We start from the raw sequence: 17,995 nt of genomic DNA on the forward strand, positions 1-17,995 counted from the left end.
TCGCTTAATTATCGGCATAGCGAATAATTTTGCGCTTCGAGCCGAACTTCTACCCCCGGTTGGCGGTAGTATAATGTCCGGCTTTCGGGTCGGGCTTTCCGGCCTGCCGGTAATTCTTTACTTTCGCCCCGCATCCACCCTAATACACGCTTATGGCAGAGTCTGCTGAGATTATCCTTGATGGGAAATCGTACTCCTTCCCCGTCATCGAAGGCACCGAGCACGAAAAGGCAATTGATATTGCCAAGCTGCGCGACCAGACTGGTTATATAACCATCGACTCGGGCTACAAAAACACCGGCGCCACCAAAAGCGCCATCACCTTTCTTGACGGTGAAGAGGGCATTCTGCGCTACCGGGGCTACCCCATCGAGCAATTGGCCGAGCAGTCCAGCTTCCTGGAAGTGGCCTATCTGCTGATCTACGGCAAGCTGCCTACCCAGGCGGAGCTCGACGAGTTCAGCAACCAGATAACCAAGCACACGCTGGTGCACGAAGACGTGCGCAAGATTTTCGACGGTTTTCCCTCGGCAGCCCATCCCATGGCCATCCTGAGCAGCCTGATCTGCGCGCTTACCGCTTTCTACCCCGAAAGCGTGTCGCCGGATCTGAGCAAGGAGAACATTGACCTGAATGTGATTCGGCTGATGGCCAAGCTGCCCACCATTGCCGCCTGGACCTACAAAAACAACATGGGGCACCCGCTGAACTACCCGCGGAACGACCTCGACTATGCCGCCAACTTCCTGTACATGATGTTCAGCTTCCCCACGGAGAAGTACGAAATCAACCCGGTAGTCGTGCGCGCCATCAACAAGCTGCTTATCCTGCACGCCGACCACGAGCAGAACTGCTCTACCTCCACGGTGCGCTTGGTAGGCTCGGCCAATGCCTCGCTTTATGGTTCGGTTTCGGCCGGCATCAACGCCCTGTGGGGCCCGCTGCACGGCGGTGCCAACCAGGAAGTGGTTGAAATGCTGGAAGCCATCCAGCGCGACGGTGGCGACACGAGCAAGTTCATTGCAAAAGCCAAGGACAAGAACGACCCGTTCCGTTTGATGGGCTTCGGTCACCGTGTGTACAAGAACTTCGACCCGCGCGCCAAAATCATCAAAAAAGCCGCCGACGAAGTACTGACCGCCCTAGGCATCAGTGACCCGCTGCTGAAGATTGCACAGGAGCTGGAGCAAGCTGCCCTTACTGATCCGTATTTCATTGAGCGCAAGCTGTATCCGAACGTTGACTTCTACTCCGGCATCATCTACAAAGCCATCGGCATTCCCACCGAAATGTTTACGGTGATGTTTGCCCTGGGCCGCCTGCCCGGATGGATTGCCCAGTGGAAAGAAATGCGCGAAAACAAGGAGCCTATCGGTCGCCCACGCCAGGTGTACACCGGCGAGCTGGACCGCGACTATACGCCCATTGAGCAGCGCTAAGCGTTGCTTAGGCAATAAAAAGGCTACCCGGTACGGGTAGCCTTTTTTTATGGCTTATAACTTATGCTTGTTGAGTGCTAGCGGGCAGCTACGGTTTGGCTATTCAGTACGGCTAGTTGGGGCATCAGCGGCTGCACGCGGGCCATTTGGTCAGGCATCAGGATGGATGCCAGCTGTGCTTCATAGCCAGCCTGAATCCGGGCCAGTTGATTTTCATTTTCCAGAGGAGAGCCAGCGTGCATCTGTACCCGCGCTACTTCCCGCATCATCCGAATGCTCAGGCTGCGCACACGCTTATACTGTCCCTCATTCAACTGGCCCTCATCCGCAAATGAGCGACTGATAGTAGTAGCCTGCCGACTGATGGGCGAGTCACCGGCCGTGTTCATGCAGCCTGACAAAAGACTGCCACCGCATAGCAGCAGCACGGCACAAGCGGAGTGAATAGAAGTACGCATTGGCTGTAAGGGCTATAGGTGCAGACAAGTAAACAGAGGCAGGAAAAAATGAAGGAACGCATTATTTGAATTCCCCTACTTAATCTTGACCAAAGATAATAATATCCAATCGTATTCCAGTGAATAGTGACAACTTATTTTGTTAATGTTATAAAAATACAAAAGCACCTACTCGCGCAGGTGCTTTTGACAGTTGACTGGAGTGGCTTGTGTTAGTTGGCCATAATGCTCAGGGCAGTCATGTTCGTTTGGGCTTCCTGATACAAGGCCAACTGCCGGGGGCGCAACAAATCGGCTAGCGCCTGCTCATACTGCTGTTGGGCATCTGCCAACTGCTGGTCGAGTATCTCAGGGTCGGCGGCATAGCGCGACTTCAGGTCATCCACGGCAATGAGCATCCGGGTGTTGAGCTTTTTGATTTTGAGATACTGCCCTTCGTCCAACTGCATGGCACTGGCCATGGAGCGCGAAAGTTTGGTCGCGCGGGCTGCAATAGCCGCGCCGTGGTCGGTGGTGATGGTGGTGACACCGGAACCCGCTTGGCTGGCCGTGCCCAGCGCCAGCAGCATTCCAATGAGTAAGCAGAGCTTTTTCATACGTAAAAGAGGGTTAGGTAAGAGAGTGAGGAAAAGAAGAAAGAAAAGCGAAAACACAGCGTCTGGCTTCTAAGGAAAATAGAACCTGGCCCCTTGCTAGCAAAGATACAGGAAGTTTTGATTTAAAAAATAAAAATTATTACTATTCTAATTTAAAGCTTTTAGACCAAATAACTATAATATAGATTATCAGCTCATTAATTGGCTTATGAAAAACTTCAACTATAAGTAAACTCAGGGCCTTCAAAACATAAAAAAAGCCCTGCTCGGTGAAGAACAGGGCTGCTCAGCCTTTCAAAGTGCAAGTAGCTTACAGAATCCGAAACTCAATCCGACGATTTTGCTGCCGGTTGCTGTCTGTGTCATTTGGTACCAGCGGCTTGGTTTCGCCGTAGCCTCTGAACCGCAGCCGGTTTGCGGAAATGCCGTTCCCTGCCAGATAGTCGTACACGGAGCGGGCCCGGTTCAGGGAAAGTTTTTCGTTGTCGTTATCAGCCCCGATATCATCGGTATGGCCGGCTATTTCCACCTGCACATCCTTGTACTGGCGCATGAAAGCAATCAGCCGGTTAAGCTCCGTGCGCGAGGTAGGCTTAAGCTTGTACTCGTTGGTTTCGAAAAACAGGTTGTTAAGCACCATCGTGCGGCCGGCGCGCAGCGGATCCAGATACAAGTCCAGCGTGAGCGGGTCGAAGGCGTGTTTGTCGGTGTAGTCGAAGCTCATGCTTTTAAGCAGATAGCCATCGGCTGAAGCGTACATGGCATACTGCCGGCCTTCGTTGAGCACCACGGTATAGTCGCCATCCAGGGGGTCAGACGTCACGTACTGAACCAGCTCGTTGGTTTGCAGATCATAGAGCTGCACATCAGCTTTCAGCGGCTTTTTGGTAGTGGCGTCGAACACGCGGCCTTGGGTGTAGGTGCTGGTTTCGCGTGACCGAACGGCCTTGGGAACGTCGAACGAAAACAGCTCCACCGGCCGGTCCCGCTCCATAACGCCGGGCTCGTTGGGGCGGGTGCGCGAGCAGTAGCCCCGGCTGTTATCGGAGGCGATAAAGAGCGAGGCTTCGTTTTCGTGGGTGTTGAGTGGGTAGCCCAGGTTTTCGGGCAGCGACCAAGCAGTTCCGGTCAGATTACACTTATACACGTCGAGCCCGCCCATACCTACCAGCCCATCCGTGACGTAGTACAGCGTGGTGCCGCTGGCATGGATGAAGGGCGCCATATCCTTGCCGGCGGTATTGACGGGTGTGCCCAGGTTGTGAGCAGGGCTCCAGGTACCGTCTTCCTGCAGCGTCGTCACGTAAATATCTTCCAGGCCCTGCCCGCCGCGCCGGTCGGAGGTGAAGTACAGCGTACGGCCATCGGCCGACAACGACGGCTGCGAATCCCAGGCAACGGAGTTGACCAGCTTGCCCAGGTTGCGGGGCTTACTCCAGTTGTTGCCGGTGCGCCGCGAAATGTACAGGTCGCAGTTGCCTACCGAGCCGGGCCGGTCGCAGGACGCAAACACCAGGGTTTTGCCGTCGCCGGAAATCGAGCCGGCGCCTTCATTCAGCTGCGTGTTGATAGCGGCCGAAATGGGTTGCGGTGTACCCAGAGTGCCATCCTTGTTTTGCCGGCTTAGGTACAGGTCTTCGTCGCTCTGGGCCGTAGGCCGGGCCGTATACAGCAGGAAGCGGTTATCGGCGGTGATGGAAGGGAAGTACTGGTAGCGGAACGTATTGAGGGGCTCGGCCACGCGCTGGGGGGCCGGGCCGGTAGGCGCCGCTACGGCCTGCACCGCAAACTCACAGTTTAGTAATTGCTGATGCGCCTTGGGAATGCTACGTTGGCCTTTGGGGGCCGATTTCAGGAAGCGGCTGTAGCTTTCCCCTGCCACCGGGTATTCGCCGAAGCTCATAGCCAGTTCTCCCAGCGTAAAATAGTCCAGAAACCGGGCCGGGTCGAAAGGCAGCAGCTTCAGGCCCCGCTCGTACGCTTCGTAGGCTGCGCGGGTGTTGCCGGTAGCTTTCAGCAGGGAGCCTTTTACCAGGTACGGCTCGCCCAGCGAAGGAAACTTCGCGTTCAGCACCTGCAGCGTTTCAATAGCCTTGTCGAACTCCCGGTTTTTGGCCTGGCTCTGGGCTTTCTCAAACAGGTTACGCGCCTTGGTATTGTTGGTCGACAGCTTTTGCTGTGCGTATAGCGGCGGCCCGGCCAGCAAGGCCAGCGCGAATAAGGCAACAACGAAGAAACGACACATACACGGTGGTGGGAGCTTAAGGAATATCGAGGTACTTATGCGTTTGTAGGGACACCTGCCACTGCGGGTGCTCCTTCACGTAGTCGATGAGCAGGGGGGTAATTGCGGCGGCTTTGCTCCACTCCGGCTGCAGATAAAGGCGCGTGTGCGGCCCGGCCAAAGCGGCGTGCTGTTCGGCCCAGGCAAAGTCGCTCTTGTTGAACACCACTACCTTCAGTTCGTGCGCCTGTGCTACCACGTCGGGCCGCGGCGCCTTGAACTTCTTGGGCGACACGCACACCCAGTCCCAGACACCCGTGAGCGGATAGGCGCCCGAGGTTTCCAGCCAGGTTTGGCAGCCTGCTTCTTTCAGAGCCTTGGTGAGGCCTGTAAGATCGTACATCAGCGGCTCGCCCCCGGTGATGACCACGTTGCGGCCAGGATGCGCGGTGGCGGCCTGCACCATATCGGCCAGGAACACGCGCGGGTGCTGGCCGGCATCCCAAGATTCCTTTACGTCGCACCACACGCAGCCTACGTCGCATCCACCCAGACGCAGAAAATAGGCCGCGCGCCCGGCGTTATACCCCTCACCCTGAATAGTATAAAACTGTTCCATCAGCGGCAGGGCCGCCGTGGTATCCGGCGTGAGGGAGGAAAGGACGGGCAGAGAAGTCAGCAAGTCAGTCAAAGCGCAAGCAAAATCAAAAAGGCCGGTTTCCGGGGCGGAACCAGCTACCTCGCAGCATAGTTCCGTCCCGGACGTCCGACCTGAAAAGTAACAGAATCCGGCGGCAAATGAAAGCTAAAGATACCGGAAAAATAGGATTCTACCGGGCGTATACCTCGCCTTTGGCTGCCCGCAAGGTATTGAGCAGTAGCATGGCAATGGTCATAGGGCCCACGCCGCCGGGCACGGGCGTGATGTAGGAAGTGAGCGGAGCTACTTCATCGAACTTCACGTCGCCCTTCAGCGCCCAACCGGCTTTCCGGCTGGCATCTTCCACCCGGGTAGTACCCACGTCAATAACCACGGCGCCGGGCTTCACCATATCGGCCGTCACGAACTCCGGGCGGCCCAGGGCAGCCACCAGGATATCGGCCGTGCGGGTAATTTCGGCCAGGTTCTGGGTGCGCGAGTGGCATAAAGTAACCGTGCAGTTGCCGGGCTCCAAGTTCTTAGCCAGCAGGATGCTAACCGGCGTACCCACGATGTTGCTTCGGCCGATAACCACGCAGTGCTTGCCATCGGTAGGCAGCTTATAGCGGCGCAGCAGTTCCACAATGCCCGAGGGCGTTGCGGGCAGCAGCGCGGGCAGCCCGGCCACCATCCGGCCGATGTTCATGGGGTGAAAACCGTCCACGTCCTTTTCGGGGCGGATGGCCTCAATCACCTTTTCGGAGGAAATGTGGCGTGGCAAGGGCAGCTGCACGATGAAGCCGTCGATGTTGTCGTCTTCGTTCAGCTCCGCTACTTTGGCCAGCAGCTCGGCTTCCGTCATGGTGTCTTCGTAGCGGAGCAGGGTGCTTTCGAAGCCGACCCGCTCGCAGGCCAGCACCTTGTTGCGCACGTAGGTTTCGGAGCCGCCATCGTGGCCCACCAGCACGGCGGCCAGGTGGGGCACTTTCTGACCAGCGGCGCGGCGCTGGGCTACTTCGGCGGCAATTTCTTCTTTAATGGCCTCGGCGGTCTGCTTGCCGTCGATAAGGCGGTAGGTGGGGGCGTCGGGGGCTGTGGTCATGGTTGTGAGGTATGATGAAATGTCGGGGTCTGTATACCGGCTCACGTCTATTCGCCCGTCCGGCATCGAAGAGTAGGTAGTTTGCTCTAGTGGAAAAATAACTAGCCAGTCGCCACAGGTAATAAGCTGCTGTCCATCTGTGAAGTCAAGAGTTAAAGTCCCATCTTTATCAAGAGAAACATCTAAAATCTGAGTATTACTCAGCGAGAAGATATTAGGTGTGTAAAGCCATGCAAACCATCCATCGAATGACTTTTCATCACATTTACTTATCAGCTTTCCTTGCTTAACTATTTTCCAATGGCTGCCTAGCCACAAGTCAATATCAGGCACTTCTTGCTCTCTAACTACCTCACTGTTGATTTCCGCTGCTAAGCTGTTTAGCTTGATAAGATGCTTTCGGCCTATATACAACTGGTATGACTTCATCCATGTAGCCCAAACTTGCATTCCCACCATTTGCTTAGTGATGGGAAGAAATTCAGCGGAAGAAATAGTTTTCGCAGACTTTTCTGGGAAAAGGACAGCCATACTATGCCTTTAGGTTACTCCTGCTCCGCCTTGGCTTTGCTTTCGTGGGCGGCAATGGCTTCGCGGCCGGCATCGAGGATGTTTTTTTCCATTACGGGCCAATCGTCGCGCCAGCGGAACTTGCGCTCCTGGCCGCGGCGGATTTTTTCCAGCTGTTCTTCGCTGGTACAGTTACTCGTGAGGTTGTTCGACATGGGGTGAGGCAGTAATCATACCTCGCCGTGTCAGGGGAAGTGTATGAGGTGAAAATGAAGGTTACAACACAAAAAAACGCGCCCCGGCGGGACGCGTTTCACTTACTTAGTCAATTTTCAGCACGGCCAGGAAGGCCTCCTGCGGAATCTCAACGGACCCTACCTGGCGCATCCGCTTCTTGCCTTCTTTCTGCTTTTCGAGCAGCTTGCGCTTGCGGCTGATGTCACCGCCGTAGCACTTGGCAATAACGTTTTTGCGCAGAGCCTTCACCGTTTCGCGGGCAATGATTTTCTGCCCGATGCTGGCCTGAATGGCAATTTCGAACTGCTGGCGGGGCAGCAGCTCGCGCAGCTTTTCGCAGAGGCGGCGGCCCCAGTCGTAGCTTTTGCTGCGGTGCACAATGGCCGACAGCGCGTCCACTTTCTCCCCGTTCAGCATCACGTCCAGCTTCACCATGTCCGACTCGCGGAAGCCGATCAGCTCGTAGTCGAGGGAAGCATAGCCGCGCGAAATGGTTTTGAGCTTGTCGAAGAAGTCGAACACGATTTCCGACAGCGGCAGCTCAAATGTCAGCTCCACCCGCTCGCTCGTCAGGTAGCTCTGACCCTTGATGATGCCGCGCTTTTCCATGCACAGGGTGATAATGGCCCCCACATAATCGGCCGCCGTGATGATCTGGGCCTTGATGAAAGGCTCTTCGATGAGCTTGATCATGTTCGGCTCCGGCATTTCGGAGGGCGCGTTGATGGTCAGCAGCTGGTCCTTGGTGCCGGTAGCATGAAACTGTACCGAGGGCACGGTGGTAATCACCGTCATGTTGAACTCACGCTCCAGGCGCTCCTGCACAATCTCCATGTGGAGCATGCCCAGGAACCCGCAGCGGAACCCGAAGCCCAGGGCCACTGAGGTTTCGGGCTCCCACACCAGGGAGGCGTCGTTGAGCTGCAGCTTTTCCATGCAGGAGCGCAGCTCTTCGTATTCGGTGGTATCCACGGGGTAAATGCCGGCAAATACCATGGGTTTCACGTCCTCAAAGCCCTGAATGGCCTCGGCCGTGGGGCGCGCTACGTGCGTGATGGTGTCGCCGACCTTTACTTCGCGGGCTTCCTTGATGCCGGAAATCAGGTAGCCTACGTTGCCGGCGGCTACTTCCTGGCGGGGCTCCTGGTTGAGGCCCAGAATACCGATTTCGTCGGCGCCGTATTCCTTGCCGGTAGCCATGAAGCGGAGCTTGTCGCCCTTGCGCATGGTGCCGTTCTTGATGCGGAACAGGACTTCGATACCCCGGTAGGAGTTGAAAACCGAGTCGAAGATCAGGGCCTGCAGCGGAGCTTCCGGGTCGCCTTTCGGGGCCGGAATCCGCTCACAGATGGCGTTCAGAATAGCTTCAATGCCAATACCGGCCTTGCCCGAGGCCGGAATGATTTCGTCCCGGTCGCAGCCAATCAGATCCACAATTTCGTCCGACACTTCCTCCGGCATGGAGTGGGGCAGGTCAATTTTGTTGAGAACCGGAATGATGGTAAGGTCAGAGCCGATGGCCAGGTACAGGTTGGAAATTGTCTGCGCCTCAATCCCCTGCGAGGAGTCCACAATCAGCAGGGCCCCTTCGCAGGCAGCAATGGAGCGGGATACTTCGTAGCTGAAATCGACGTGACCGGGCGTATCAATCAGGTTGAGCGTGTACTGCTCGCCCTTGTACTGATACTGCATCTGGATGGCGTGGCTCTTGATGGTGATGCCCCGCTCCCGCTCCAGGTCCATGTTGTCAAGCAGCTGGGCTTGCATATCGCGCTTGGCCACAGTACTGGTAAATTCCAGCAGGCGGTCGGCCAGCGTACTTTTGCCGTGGTCGATGTGGGCGATGATGCAGAAATTGCGGATGTTCTTCACTAGAGGCAGTTTTTTCTAGCTGCGAAGGTACGCAAAACGGCCCGGAAAAGCTAGTTTACCCGAGTTGGCCGGTGCATATGGCCGCCTGCGGGGCATTCAGTATCTTGGGCTGCGAACTGCTTTTTTCCTGCTATGAATGTCGAGCTTACCCGTCCTGTTTCCCGCCTGGAGTCCAGCAAAGCCACCATTACGGCCCTCAACTCCACTGCTCTCTACGTGCTGGCCTACCTGCTGGCTTACGGGGTACACCAGCTGGCTACGGCGGCCATGGCTCACCGGCTGGGTATTCCACTCACGGTGCACGTGAGCCACATTCAGTTTCTGATTTCCAACCAGCAGTGGTGGCGCATTGCCGTTATTGCGGTGTACGGGGCAGGTCCGCTGCTGTGCCTGCTGCTGGCCGTAGGGTTTGGGGTGCTGTTCTGGTTTCGGGGTCGGGGCCGCAAGGGCCGCCTCAAGCTGCTGTACTTCTGGCTGGCTCTCCACACTTTCAACCTGGTGGTGGGCGGGCTCATTGCCGGCTGCTTTACCCACAAAGGCTTCTGGTACGTGCCGCGCTGGCTGTTTATTTCGGGGGGCCAGACGCTGCCCATCGTGCTGGCCGTAGTAGGTGGCCTGATAGCCGTGCTGGTGGGCTACTTCTCGGCGGTGGCCTTTCTGCAAAGCCACGACTCGCGCACCATGATGCTCTACCAGAACCGGGGGCAGCTGATTTTTACCGGTCTGGTGGTGCCCTGGCTGGGGGGCAGCGCCTTTCTGGCTTTGCTGAAGTTACCCGACCTGACGCGTCACGAGGGCCTATTGTTTCTCACGATGGGTCTGCTCGTGTTGCCGCTCAGCGTTGCCAGTAGCAAGGAGCTGTTTGAGGAAACCGTGCCGGACCCCCAGAAAACGGCTATTGCCTCGGGCTTCGTGGTGCTTACGCTGCTGCTGGCCCTGCTCTGGCGGCTGGTATTCAGCACCGGCATCAACTGGCACTAATCTGTGGCTTGTTGGCAGCTGCCAACAAGCCAGCCGGGCATCAACGCCCTAGCCGACTCCTGCGTAAACCGTAGCGAGGCCAACCACCGGCGGCTGGCTTATCCTCTCACTCAACCTCCCTTCCTATGAGCCTCCACCTGAACCCCCAGGCGGTGAAGCTTGCCCAACAGCTCATTGCCGACGGCAAATTCAAGAACGATTCCGGACACTGGGGCGAGCACAACCCGGACGCCGGCGCCGAAAACAAGTTCCTCGATCAGCATGAAATGGCGGAGTATGCCAACTGGCACCTGGGCATCGACACAGATATGGGCGAGGACGCCAAAGGCCGCTATAAATTCCCCTTCGGCGACTTCAAAACCGTGCACCGCGACGGGCTTATTGCGGCCAAAGAGCGCGCCGCTCAGCAGGGCTACCACGAAATTGAGACAGCCGCCGACGAGCTGCTCCAGACCCTGGAAAAGCAGGCCGCGAAGTAGCGTTAAGCAGGTAGGCCGGCTTTATAGTGCCTGAAATGCTGATTGCTCGAACATGACGGGCGGAATACCGTTGTTGTTCAGACACTTTCCTTGACCAACACCGAACTACCATGGGCATTACCCTCAAACAAGCACAGCAGGCAGTACAGGCCGCGCACGAAAAAGCGCTGGAAATGGGCGTTAAAATGAACATAGCCGTGGTGGACTCCGGTGCCAACCTCGTAGCCTTTATCCGTATGGACGACGCCTGGCTCGGTTCCCTCGATATTTCCATCAAAAAGGCCAAAACTGCCCGCTTCTTCGATATGCCCACCGGCGACCTGGGGCAGGCCTCGCAGCCCGGTGGCTCGCTCTATAACATCGAGCATTCCAATGGTGGCCTTATCACCTTCCCCGGCGGCATCCCGCTCAAAAACAAGGAAGGGCAGATTTTCGGTGCCATTGGCGTGTCGGGCAGCACTGTGGAAGACGACCACGCCGTAGCTCAGGCAGGCGTGCAGGCCCTGGCAAACGAATAGTACTCCGGGCTAAGCTTTCAATATCCGCGCTGACTACTACCACCCCGGCCAGCCACCGTTAAAAATGATCCATGCCATCAGCCGTTAGCTTTTCGGTGAGATGTGGCTGCTGAGTTGTTAAAGGCGGCTGGCCGGGGTTTCGGCTGCGGTTGACGGAACTGTGGTAAATGACGCCGAAACAGCTCCGGTCCGGCGGGCGTAGCCCGTCGGGCCGGTTGAAGGTAGCTGACACCCGCCCGATGACGAAACAACAACGGCACGCAGAAACCGGCCCGACGGCTTGCAGCCGCCGGACTGGAACGCCCCTTGTCAACCAGATAGCAGCTGTTGTGAAGCGGTTAGCAGCCATTGTGAGCAGGGGTCGGAAGGCATTGTACAGGTTAACGCCTATTGTGAAGCGGTCAGATGCCATTGTGAGCAGGTCAGCACACATTGTCACCCCCGTCAAGGCGCAATGTCACCAAGACAGCGGGCTATGTGACTCGTTCATAACGCATTGCTACCCGGCCACCAGCCTTTGCCACCCCGGCAGCAGTCAATGACATAACGTTAGCATTTACTGCTACTTTCAACGTGTAACTTGTCGCTTTGCTTCAAAACGCTTCCACCGCTATGAAATCATCATTAGTTCCCACCCCTGCCAAACGCGGCTGCCTATGGTATGCTGGCGCAGTTGCCGTTGGGGCATTTGGGTTAGTAGTACTGCTTGTAGTACTGTTTATTGTGGGGCTTATAAAAGCGTCTAACGATCTTGGTTCGCATTCCACCGTCGTTTCTATTCACGACCAAACTTATCTGGAAGCCGTGACCACAAATCACGGCGAGGGGTTTCTAGACGGGTACAACTGGTTGGAAGTGTACTACGTTCGTGATGGCTGGTTTTGGAATGACAGAGTACGTGTGTATAATTTCCCTAATGTCAGTGACTCTGAAATTGGGTTTAACCGCAGCATAGACCAGAACGGGCAGGTACAGATTCAAATAAAGCAGGGAGGAATCGGTGACAGCCTAGTGCTGGCCACCTTTGTACCACCTGCGTCTTTTCCTAAGGAGTAGCGACTCTCCGCAGTAACTTGAGTATCTACGCCTACCCTCACAACAATCCGCCCCACGCCCTACCGCGCCGGGGCTTTTTCGTACCTTCGCCTACCCAAATTCCACCCCATTCCCCCGCGCTATGTCAGTAGCTCCCGCAGCTCCCTATAAGCCGAAAAACCACATTCGCATCGTAACGGCCGCCGCTTTGTTCGACGGTCACGACGCGGCCATCAACATCATGCGCCGCATCATCCAGAGCAGCGGCGCCGAGGTCATCCACCTGGGCCACAACCGCTCGGTGCAGGAAATTGTGGACTGCGCCATCCAGGAAGATGCCCAGGCCATTGCCATTACCTCCTACCAGGGCGGCCACAACGAGTACTTCAAGTACATGTTCGACCTGCTCAAGGAGCGCGGGGCGGGCCACATCCGCCTCTTCGGCGGCGGCGGCGGCGTGATTCTGCCCACCGAAATCGAAGACCTGCACTCCTACGGCATCGAGCAGATCTACTCGCCCGACGCCGGCCGCGCCATGGGCCTGCAGGGCATGATCAACGACTTGCTCCAGCGCTGCGACTTCCCCACGGGCCAGAACCTGAACGGCGAGGTCAACCACGTCAAAGAAAAAGACGCCCGCAGCATCGGCCGCCTCATCTCCGCCGCCGAAAACTTCCCCGACGAATTCGCCCGCGTAAAAGACCAGCTGATTTCCGACTTCCAGCAGGCCGAAGGCGGCAACGACCAGCGCCTCGACTCTCCCGCTACCTCGGCCACTAAAACCCCCATCCTAGGCATCACCGGCACCGGCGGCGCCGGCAAGTCGAGCCTGGTGGATGAGCTGGTGCGCCGCTTCCTGATGGACTTTCCCGAGAAGACCATTGCCATCATCTCCGTCGACCCCAGCAAGCGGAAGACGGGCGGGGCCCTCCTGGGCGACCGGATCCGGATGAACTCCATCAACAGCCCCCGCGTGTACATGCGCAGCCTGGCTACCCGTCAGAGCAACCTGGCGTTGAGCAAGTACGTGCAGGACGCCGTCGACGTGGTCCGCGCCGCCGAGTTCGACCTGATCATCCTCGAAACCTCCGGCATCGGCCAGTCCGACACCGAAATCATCGAGCACTCCGACGCCAGCCTCTACGTGATGACGCCCGAGTACGGGGCGGCCACCCAGCTGGAGAAAATCGACATGCTCGACTTCGCCGACGTCATTGCCCTCAACAAGTTCGACAAGCGCGGCGCCCTCGACGCCCTGCGCGACGTGCGCAAGCAGTACCAGCGCAACCACGGCCACTGGGACCAGCCCCTGGACTCCATGCCCGTGTTCGGCACCATTGCCTCGCAGTTCAACGACCCCGGCATGAACCGCCTCTACCGCGCCGTGCTGGCCACGGTGGAAGCCAAAACCGGCGTGCCCTTCGCATCCCAGCTCGAAACCAGCCAGGAAAACTCGGAGAAGATTTACATCATTCCGCCCCACCGCACCCGTTACCTTTCCGAAATAGCCGAAACCAACCGCCAATATGACCAGTGGGTTCAAAAACAAGCTGACGTTGCTCAGCAGCTTTATGGAATCAAGCAAGCCATCGGAGCCGTCCAAAGTGTCGGAAACGCCGCTGCAGGACCTGGCAGCGGGCACAGCGGCCACCAATCCGAATCCGGAAGTCTCGTGGCCGGCCTGGAGAGGACCTTCGAGGAGGTCAAACTCCGGCTGGACGGGCAGAACTGGAAACTCCTGGAAACCTGGCCGCAAAAAGTAGCTGCCTACAAGGCTCCGGAGTTCGTGTTCAAGGTGCGCGACAAGGAAATCCGCATCCAGACCCACACCACCAGCCTGAGTAACCAGCAGATTCCCAAAGTCAGCCTGCCGCGCTACACCGCCTGGGGTGACTTGCTGCGCTGGCAGCTCCAGGAAAACGTGCCCGGTGAGTTTCCCTACACCGCCGGCGTGTTCCCGTTCAAGCGCGAGGGCGAAGACCCGACCCGCATGTTTGCCGGCGAAGGCGGCCCCGAGCGCACCAACCGCCGCTTCCACTACGTGAGCATGGGCCTGCCCGCCAAACGCCTGAGCACGGCCTTCGACTCGGTGACGCTCTACGGCGAAGACCCTGACCACCGCCCCGACATCTACGGCAAGATCGGCAACGCTGGGGTGAGCATCTGCTGCCTCGACGACGCCAAGAAGCTCTACTCGGGCTTCAACCTGGCCAACCCCAGCACCTCGGTGTCGATGACCATCAACGGCCCCGCTGCTACTCTGGCCGCCTTCTTCATGAACGCCGCCATCGACCAGCAGTGTGAGCTGTATATAAAGGAGAACGGCCTGGAAGCTGAAGTCGAAGCTAAGATCAACCAGATCTACGCCGATAAGGGTCTCAACCGCCCCCGTTACCAGGGCGAGCTGCCCCAGGGCAACGACGGCCTGGGTTTGATGCTGCTCGGCGTCACCGGCGACCAGGTGCTGCCCGCCGACGTGTACGAAACCATCAAAACCCGCACGCTCAGCCAGGTGCGCGGCACCGTGCAGGCCGATATTCTTAAGGAAGACCAGGCCCAGAACACCTGCATCTTCTCCACCGAATTCGCCCTGCGCCTCATGGGCGATGTGCAGGAGTACTTTATCAAGGAGAAGGTCCGCAACTTCTACTCGGTGTCGATTTCCGGCTACCACATTGCCGAAGCAGGAGCTAACCCCCTCACCCAGCTGGCCCTCACGCTCTCCAACGGCTTCACCTTCGTGGAGTACTACGTGAGCCGGGGCATGAGCGTGAACGACTTCGCGCCCAACCTCTCCTTCTTCTTCTCCAACGGCATCGACCCCGAGTACGCCGTTATCGGCCGGGTGGCGCGCCGCATCTGGGCCAAGGCCATGAAGCTTAAGTACGGCGCCGACTCCCGGAGCCAGATGCTCAAGTACCACATCCAGACCAGCGGCCGGAGCCTGCACGCCCAGGAAATCGACTTCAACGATATCCGCACCACGTTGCAGGCCCTCTACGCCATCTACGACAACTGCAACTCCCTGCACACCAACGCCTACGATGAGGCCATTACCACCCCCACCGAGGAATCGGTGCGCCGGGCCATGGCCATTCAGCTCATCATCAACCGGGAGCTGGGGCTGGCCAAAAATGAGAACCCACTGCAAGGCTCCTTTATCATCGAGGAGCTCACCGACCTGGTGGAAGAGGCGGTATTGCTGGAGTTTGACCGTATCACCGAGCGCGGCGGCGTGCTGGGCGCCATGGAAACCATGTACCAGCGCGGCAAGATTCAGGAGGAAAGCATGCACTACGAGATGCTCAAGCACACGGGCGAGTATCCCATCATCGGCGTGAATACCTTCCTCTCCTCCAAAGGCTCACCCACGGTGGTGCCCGCCGAGGTTATCCGCGCCACCGACGAGGAAAAGCAGTACCAGATTGAGATGCTCAACATCCTGCACACCCGCAACGCCGACCAGACCGCCAGCCGCCTCAAGCAGCTCCAGCAAGTCGCCATTGCCAACGGCAACCTCTTCGCCGAGCTGATGGAAACGGTGAAGTTCTGCTCCCTGGGGCAGATTACGAATGCGTTGTTCGAGGTTGGGGGGCAGTACCGCCGGAATATGTAGACAATCTATTTGGTTGAATATGAAAGGGTGTTACCTTGCTGAGGTAGCACCCTTTCATATTTCTTATGGAAACCATTGAAGTTCGTTTCGCCGATTTACGCCGGGCCGCAGAGCAGGTGCCTGCCTTCGTTGAGGATCGGTTAGGCGGCGAAGCTGAATATGGCTTGCGCACCGGCATAGAGGAAGACATGGGCAGTGCCGGGCTCGACACCGAAGAACTACTGCTTGAGTTCTCCAAGCAGTATTCAGTCGACCTTTCAAAATTTGATTTTACTGGTATGATTAGCCCGGAGCTGGATAGTGATTCTAATCCTCTCTTCTCTCTCTTTTTCTTATTCTTTATAATTGTTTATGCAGTAGCCTGGTCCACTAAGTTCCTGGTTGGAACTGTCTACTGGCCTTTCAACCCTAAAGCGGCTACCCGGTTCATCAAAGAACCCATCGGTAACCCTTTCGCCTCGACGTCTGCACCGACATCTAAGCCCAGGCCTCTCTGTGACATTCTAACCATCGGTGACTTCGTAGCTTCCGCTGCCGCCGGGCGCTTCGTGAAGCGGGAGCGGGTACGTTTCGTGCTGGTATAGCTCAAAGCAGCTGCCCCAAACTGGCGCGAGTTTAGGCGCAGCCGTAACTCGTGACCTGCCTTGATGTGGAGGTTGTACCTCCATTGCCGCAACGCGGCACATCCGAACCGCGCCGCCTAGGCTCATCCAAGCGGCGTTGTCGTTCTACCGGGGAGGCACAGCCTCCCGGCATGGCTGGTCACGAGTTACGCTGCGCTAAACTCGCGCCAGTCGTGCATCTTGAAGCTATGAGCGAGAAATATAAGATCCGGGATTCGCAGCAGCTGTATTTTGTCAGCTTTGCTACCGTCAATTGGATAGACGTTTTCACGCGGCGGGTATACAACGATATTTTCGTGGATAGCCTGCGCTATTGCCAACAGCACAAAGGGCTGGAGATTTACGCCTGGTGCCTGATGACCAACCACGCCCACCTCATTATCAGCAGTGAAACCGCCAACCTCTCGGCTACTCTGCGCGATTTGAAGCGTCACACGTCCAAATCTATCCTCAAGGCTATTGAGGAAAATGGTCAGGAAAGCCGGCGGGAGTGGATGCTGTGGCTATTTGAGCGGGCCGGACAGCGCAATGCCCACAACGAGCACTACCAGTTCTGGCAACAGGACAGCCACCCGATAGAACTGCACTCCAACGAACTACGCCGCCAGCGCCTTGACTACCTGCACCGCAACCCGGTGGTAGCTGGCTTCGTGGATGTGCCCGAAGATTTTCTGTATAGCAGTGCCCGCGACTATGCCGGCCAGCCCGGCATGATTGATATTCTATTGATAGAGTAGTATGTACTGGCGCGAGTTTAGGTGCCGCTGTAACTTGTGCCAGTTCATGCTGGGAGGATGTACTCACTCGCAAGAAAGACAACCGCGCCGCCCGGATTACTCCAGGCGGCGCGGTTCCGGTTTGCCGCTGGCGCGGCAGTGGAGGTACAACCTCTACCTCATGGCTGGTCACGAGTTACGGCTGCGCCTATACTCGCGCCAGTTTTCCAATCTACTTCAACTCTTCACTGCCGCCTTTCCCACCCGTCGTCACCAGCTTGCGGGCTTGCGCATAGCCTTCGTACAGCGGGCGGTTGAGCAGCTTGAAGGCTTTCATGTCGGCATCGAGCTGGCGCACTTCGTCCATGAGGGCGGCGAGCAGGTCTTCGAGGGCGGCCCCGGCTACTACCCGCTCGTTGATGGTGTGGCGGGTGGCGGGCTGGGCTTGCTGGAAGGCCGTGAGGGCGTCGCGCAGGGGCTTGAGGGCCGTGGCAGTGAGGCCCTGCTTGGAAAGCAGGGGCGCTACGTCGGCGCGGGCGGCGCTGTCGAGGATGGCCTTCACTACCCCCGCAAAGGCCAGGGGGCGGAGCTTGCGCAGCTGCTTGCTGCTGAGCGTGGCCGAGGCCAGCAGGTCGTTGTCGGGCAGGCGGGTGGCAATGCGGCTGAGCGGGCCCAGCAGAGCCGGCAGCAGCTCCAGCAACTCATTTTTTGCCTTTTTGGCGGCGTCCGTCAGGTTTTGGGTGCGCTTGGCGGTGCCGCCCCGCGCCCCGGCCACCTGGGCGTAGCGGGTGGTAACTTCAGTGGCCTGGGCGGCGGCGGATTCGCTCACGGCCAGGGCCGGGTTCTGCTACGCGCCCCTATACGTTTCGGCAACGGCGGCGGGACGCTGGAGCGCGGGCCTATAGGCTGGGAGCTAAGGCTTTTCTCCTACCTTGGGGAGCGTCATCCG

Annotated in this window: 16 protein-coding genes; 8 read left to right on the forward strand and 8 right to left on the reverse strand. The window is 57.7% G+C overall.

Annotated elements, in window-relative coordinates; genetic code table 11:
• Positions 1-152 precede the first annotated feature (152 nt).
• Positions 153-1,439 carry a citrate synthase gene (locus tag LRS06_RS00190; RefSeq protein ID WP_257869608.1) on the forward strand — a complete coding sequence of 429 codons (1,287 nt, stop codon included), beginning with the start codon at positions 153-155 and terminating at the stop codon, positions 1,437-1,439.
• A 77-nt stretch (positions 1,440-1,516) separates the two neighbouring features.
• On the opposite strand, the gene LRS06_RS00195 is transcribed toward LRS06_RS00190, so the two are convergent.
• The 7 genes from LRS06_RS00195 to lepA all read right to left on the reverse strand — a co-directional run bounded on the left by LRS06_RS00195 (position 1,517) and on the right by lepA (position 9,078).
• The gene (locus tag LRS06_RS00195; RefSeq protein ID WP_257869609.1) at positions 1,517-1,897 is read right to left on the reverse strand and encodes a hypothetical protein; all 381 of its coding nucleotides are present in this window, start codon (positions 1,895-1,897) and stop codon (positions 1,517-1,519) included.
• Between the two features lie 212 nt (positions 1,898-2,109).
• Positions 2,110-2,493, reverse strand: a complete 384-nt coding sequence (locus tag LRS06_RS00200) for a hypothetical protein (RefSeq protein WP_257869610.1) — start codon at positions 2,491-2,493, stop codon at positions 2,110-2,112.
• 310 nt (positions 2,494-2,803) lie between these two features.
• Positions 2,804-4,738, reverse strand: a complete 1,935-nt coding sequence (locus LRS06_RS00205) for an OmpA family protein (protein WP_257869611.1) — start codon at positions 4,736-4,738, stop codon at positions 2,804-2,806.
• A 16-nt stretch (positions 4,739-4,754) separates the two neighbouring features.
• Positions 4,755-5,336, reverse strand: coding sequence for a 7-carboxy-7-deazaguanine synthase QueE (locus tag LRS06_RS00210; RefSeq protein ID WP_257873349.1), 582 nt, complete (start codon positions 5,334-5,336; stop codon positions 4,755-4,757).
• A gap of 211 nt (positions 5,337-5,547) precedes the next feature.
• Positions 5,548-6,459, reverse strand: a complete 912-nt coding sequence (locus tag LRS06_RS00215; protein WP_257869612.1) for a bifunctional 5,10-methylenetetrahydrofolate dehydrogenase/5,10-methenyltetrahydrofolate cyclohydrolase — start codon at positions 6,457-6,459, stop codon at positions 5,548-5,550.
• A 545-nt stretch (positions 6,460-7,004) separates the two neighbouring features.
• Positions 7,005-7,184 (reverse strand): hypothetical protein, encoded by a 180-nt coding sequence (locus LRS06_RS00220; RefSeq protein WP_257869613.1) that lies wholly within the window; start codon positions 7,182-7,184, stop codon positions 7,005-7,007.
• A 106-nt stretch (positions 7,185-7,290) separates the two neighbouring features.
• A complete protein-coding gene (gene lepA, locus LRS06_RS00225; protein WP_257869614.1) occupies positions 7,291-9,078 on the reverse strand; it encodes a translation elongation factor 4 in 1,788 nt (595 codons plus the stop codon).
• 132 nt (positions 9,079-9,210) lie between these two features.
• Between lepA and LRS06_RS00230 the strand changes: the two genes are divergently transcribed.
• The 7 genes from LRS06_RS00230 (at position 9,211) to LRS06_RS00260 (ending at position 17,067) form a co-directional block, all read left to right on the forward strand.
• Positions 9,211-10,059: a hypothetical protein gene (locus tag LRS06_RS00230; RefSeq protein WP_257869615.1), complete on the forward strand. Its 849-nt coding sequence runs from the start codon at positions 9,211-9,213 to the stop codon at positions 10,057-10,059.
• 125 nt (positions 10,060-10,184) lie between these two features.
• A complete protein-coding gene (locus LRS06_RS00235) occupies positions 10,185-10,538 on the forward strand; it encodes a hypothetical protein (RefSeq protein ID WP_257869616.1) in 354 nt (117 codons plus the stop codon).
• A 110-nt stretch (positions 10,539-10,648) separates the two neighbouring features.
• Positions 10,649-11,056, forward strand: coding sequence for a heme-binding protein (locus LRS06_RS00240; protein WP_257869617.1), 408 nt, complete (start codon positions 10,649-10,651; stop codon positions 11,054-11,056).
• 612 nt (positions 11,057-11,668) lie between these two features.
• Entirely contained in the window at positions 11,669-12,112 is a 444-nt protein-coding gene (locus LRS06_RS00245; protein WP_257869618.1) for a hypothetical protein, read from the forward strand.
• A 121-nt stretch (positions 12,113-12,233) separates the two neighbouring features.
• On the forward strand, positions 12,234-15,707 hold the full coding sequence (locus tag LRS06_RS00250) for a methylmalonyl-CoA mutase family protein (protein WP_257869619.1): 3,474 nt from the start codon (positions 12,234-12,236) through the stop codon (positions 15,705-15,707).
• A gap of 65 nt (positions 15,708-15,772) precedes the next feature.
• Positions 15,773-16,291 carry a DUF1493 family protein gene (locus LRS06_RS00255; RefSeq protein WP_257869620.1) on the forward strand — a complete coding sequence of 173 codons (519 nt, stop codon included), beginning with the start codon at positions 15,773-15,775 and terminating at the stop codon, positions 16,289-16,291.
• A gap of 227 nt (positions 16,292-16,518) precedes the next feature.
• Positions 16,519-17,067: a transposase gene (locus LRS06_RS00260; protein ID WP_257869621.1), complete on the forward strand. Its 549-nt coding sequence runs from the start codon at positions 16,519-16,521 to the stop codon at positions 17,065-17,067.
• 211 nt (positions 17,068-17,278) lie between these two features.
• Here the strand turns inward: LRS06_RS00260 and LRS06_RS00265 are convergent, their stop codons facing one another.
• Complete coding sequence (locus LRS06_RS00265) at positions 17,279-17,875, reverse strand: hypothetical protein (RefSeq protein ID WP_257869622.1); 597 nt, start codon at positions 17,873-17,875, stop codon at positions 17,279-17,281.
• Between the last annotated feature and the right edge of the window lie 120 nt (positions 17,876-17,995).

The organism is Hymenobacter sp. J193, from assembly GCF_024700075.1.
In the GTDB taxonomy this organism is placed as follows: domain Bacteria; phylum Bacteroidota; class Bacteroidia; order Cytophagales; family Hymenobacteraceae; genus Hymenobacter.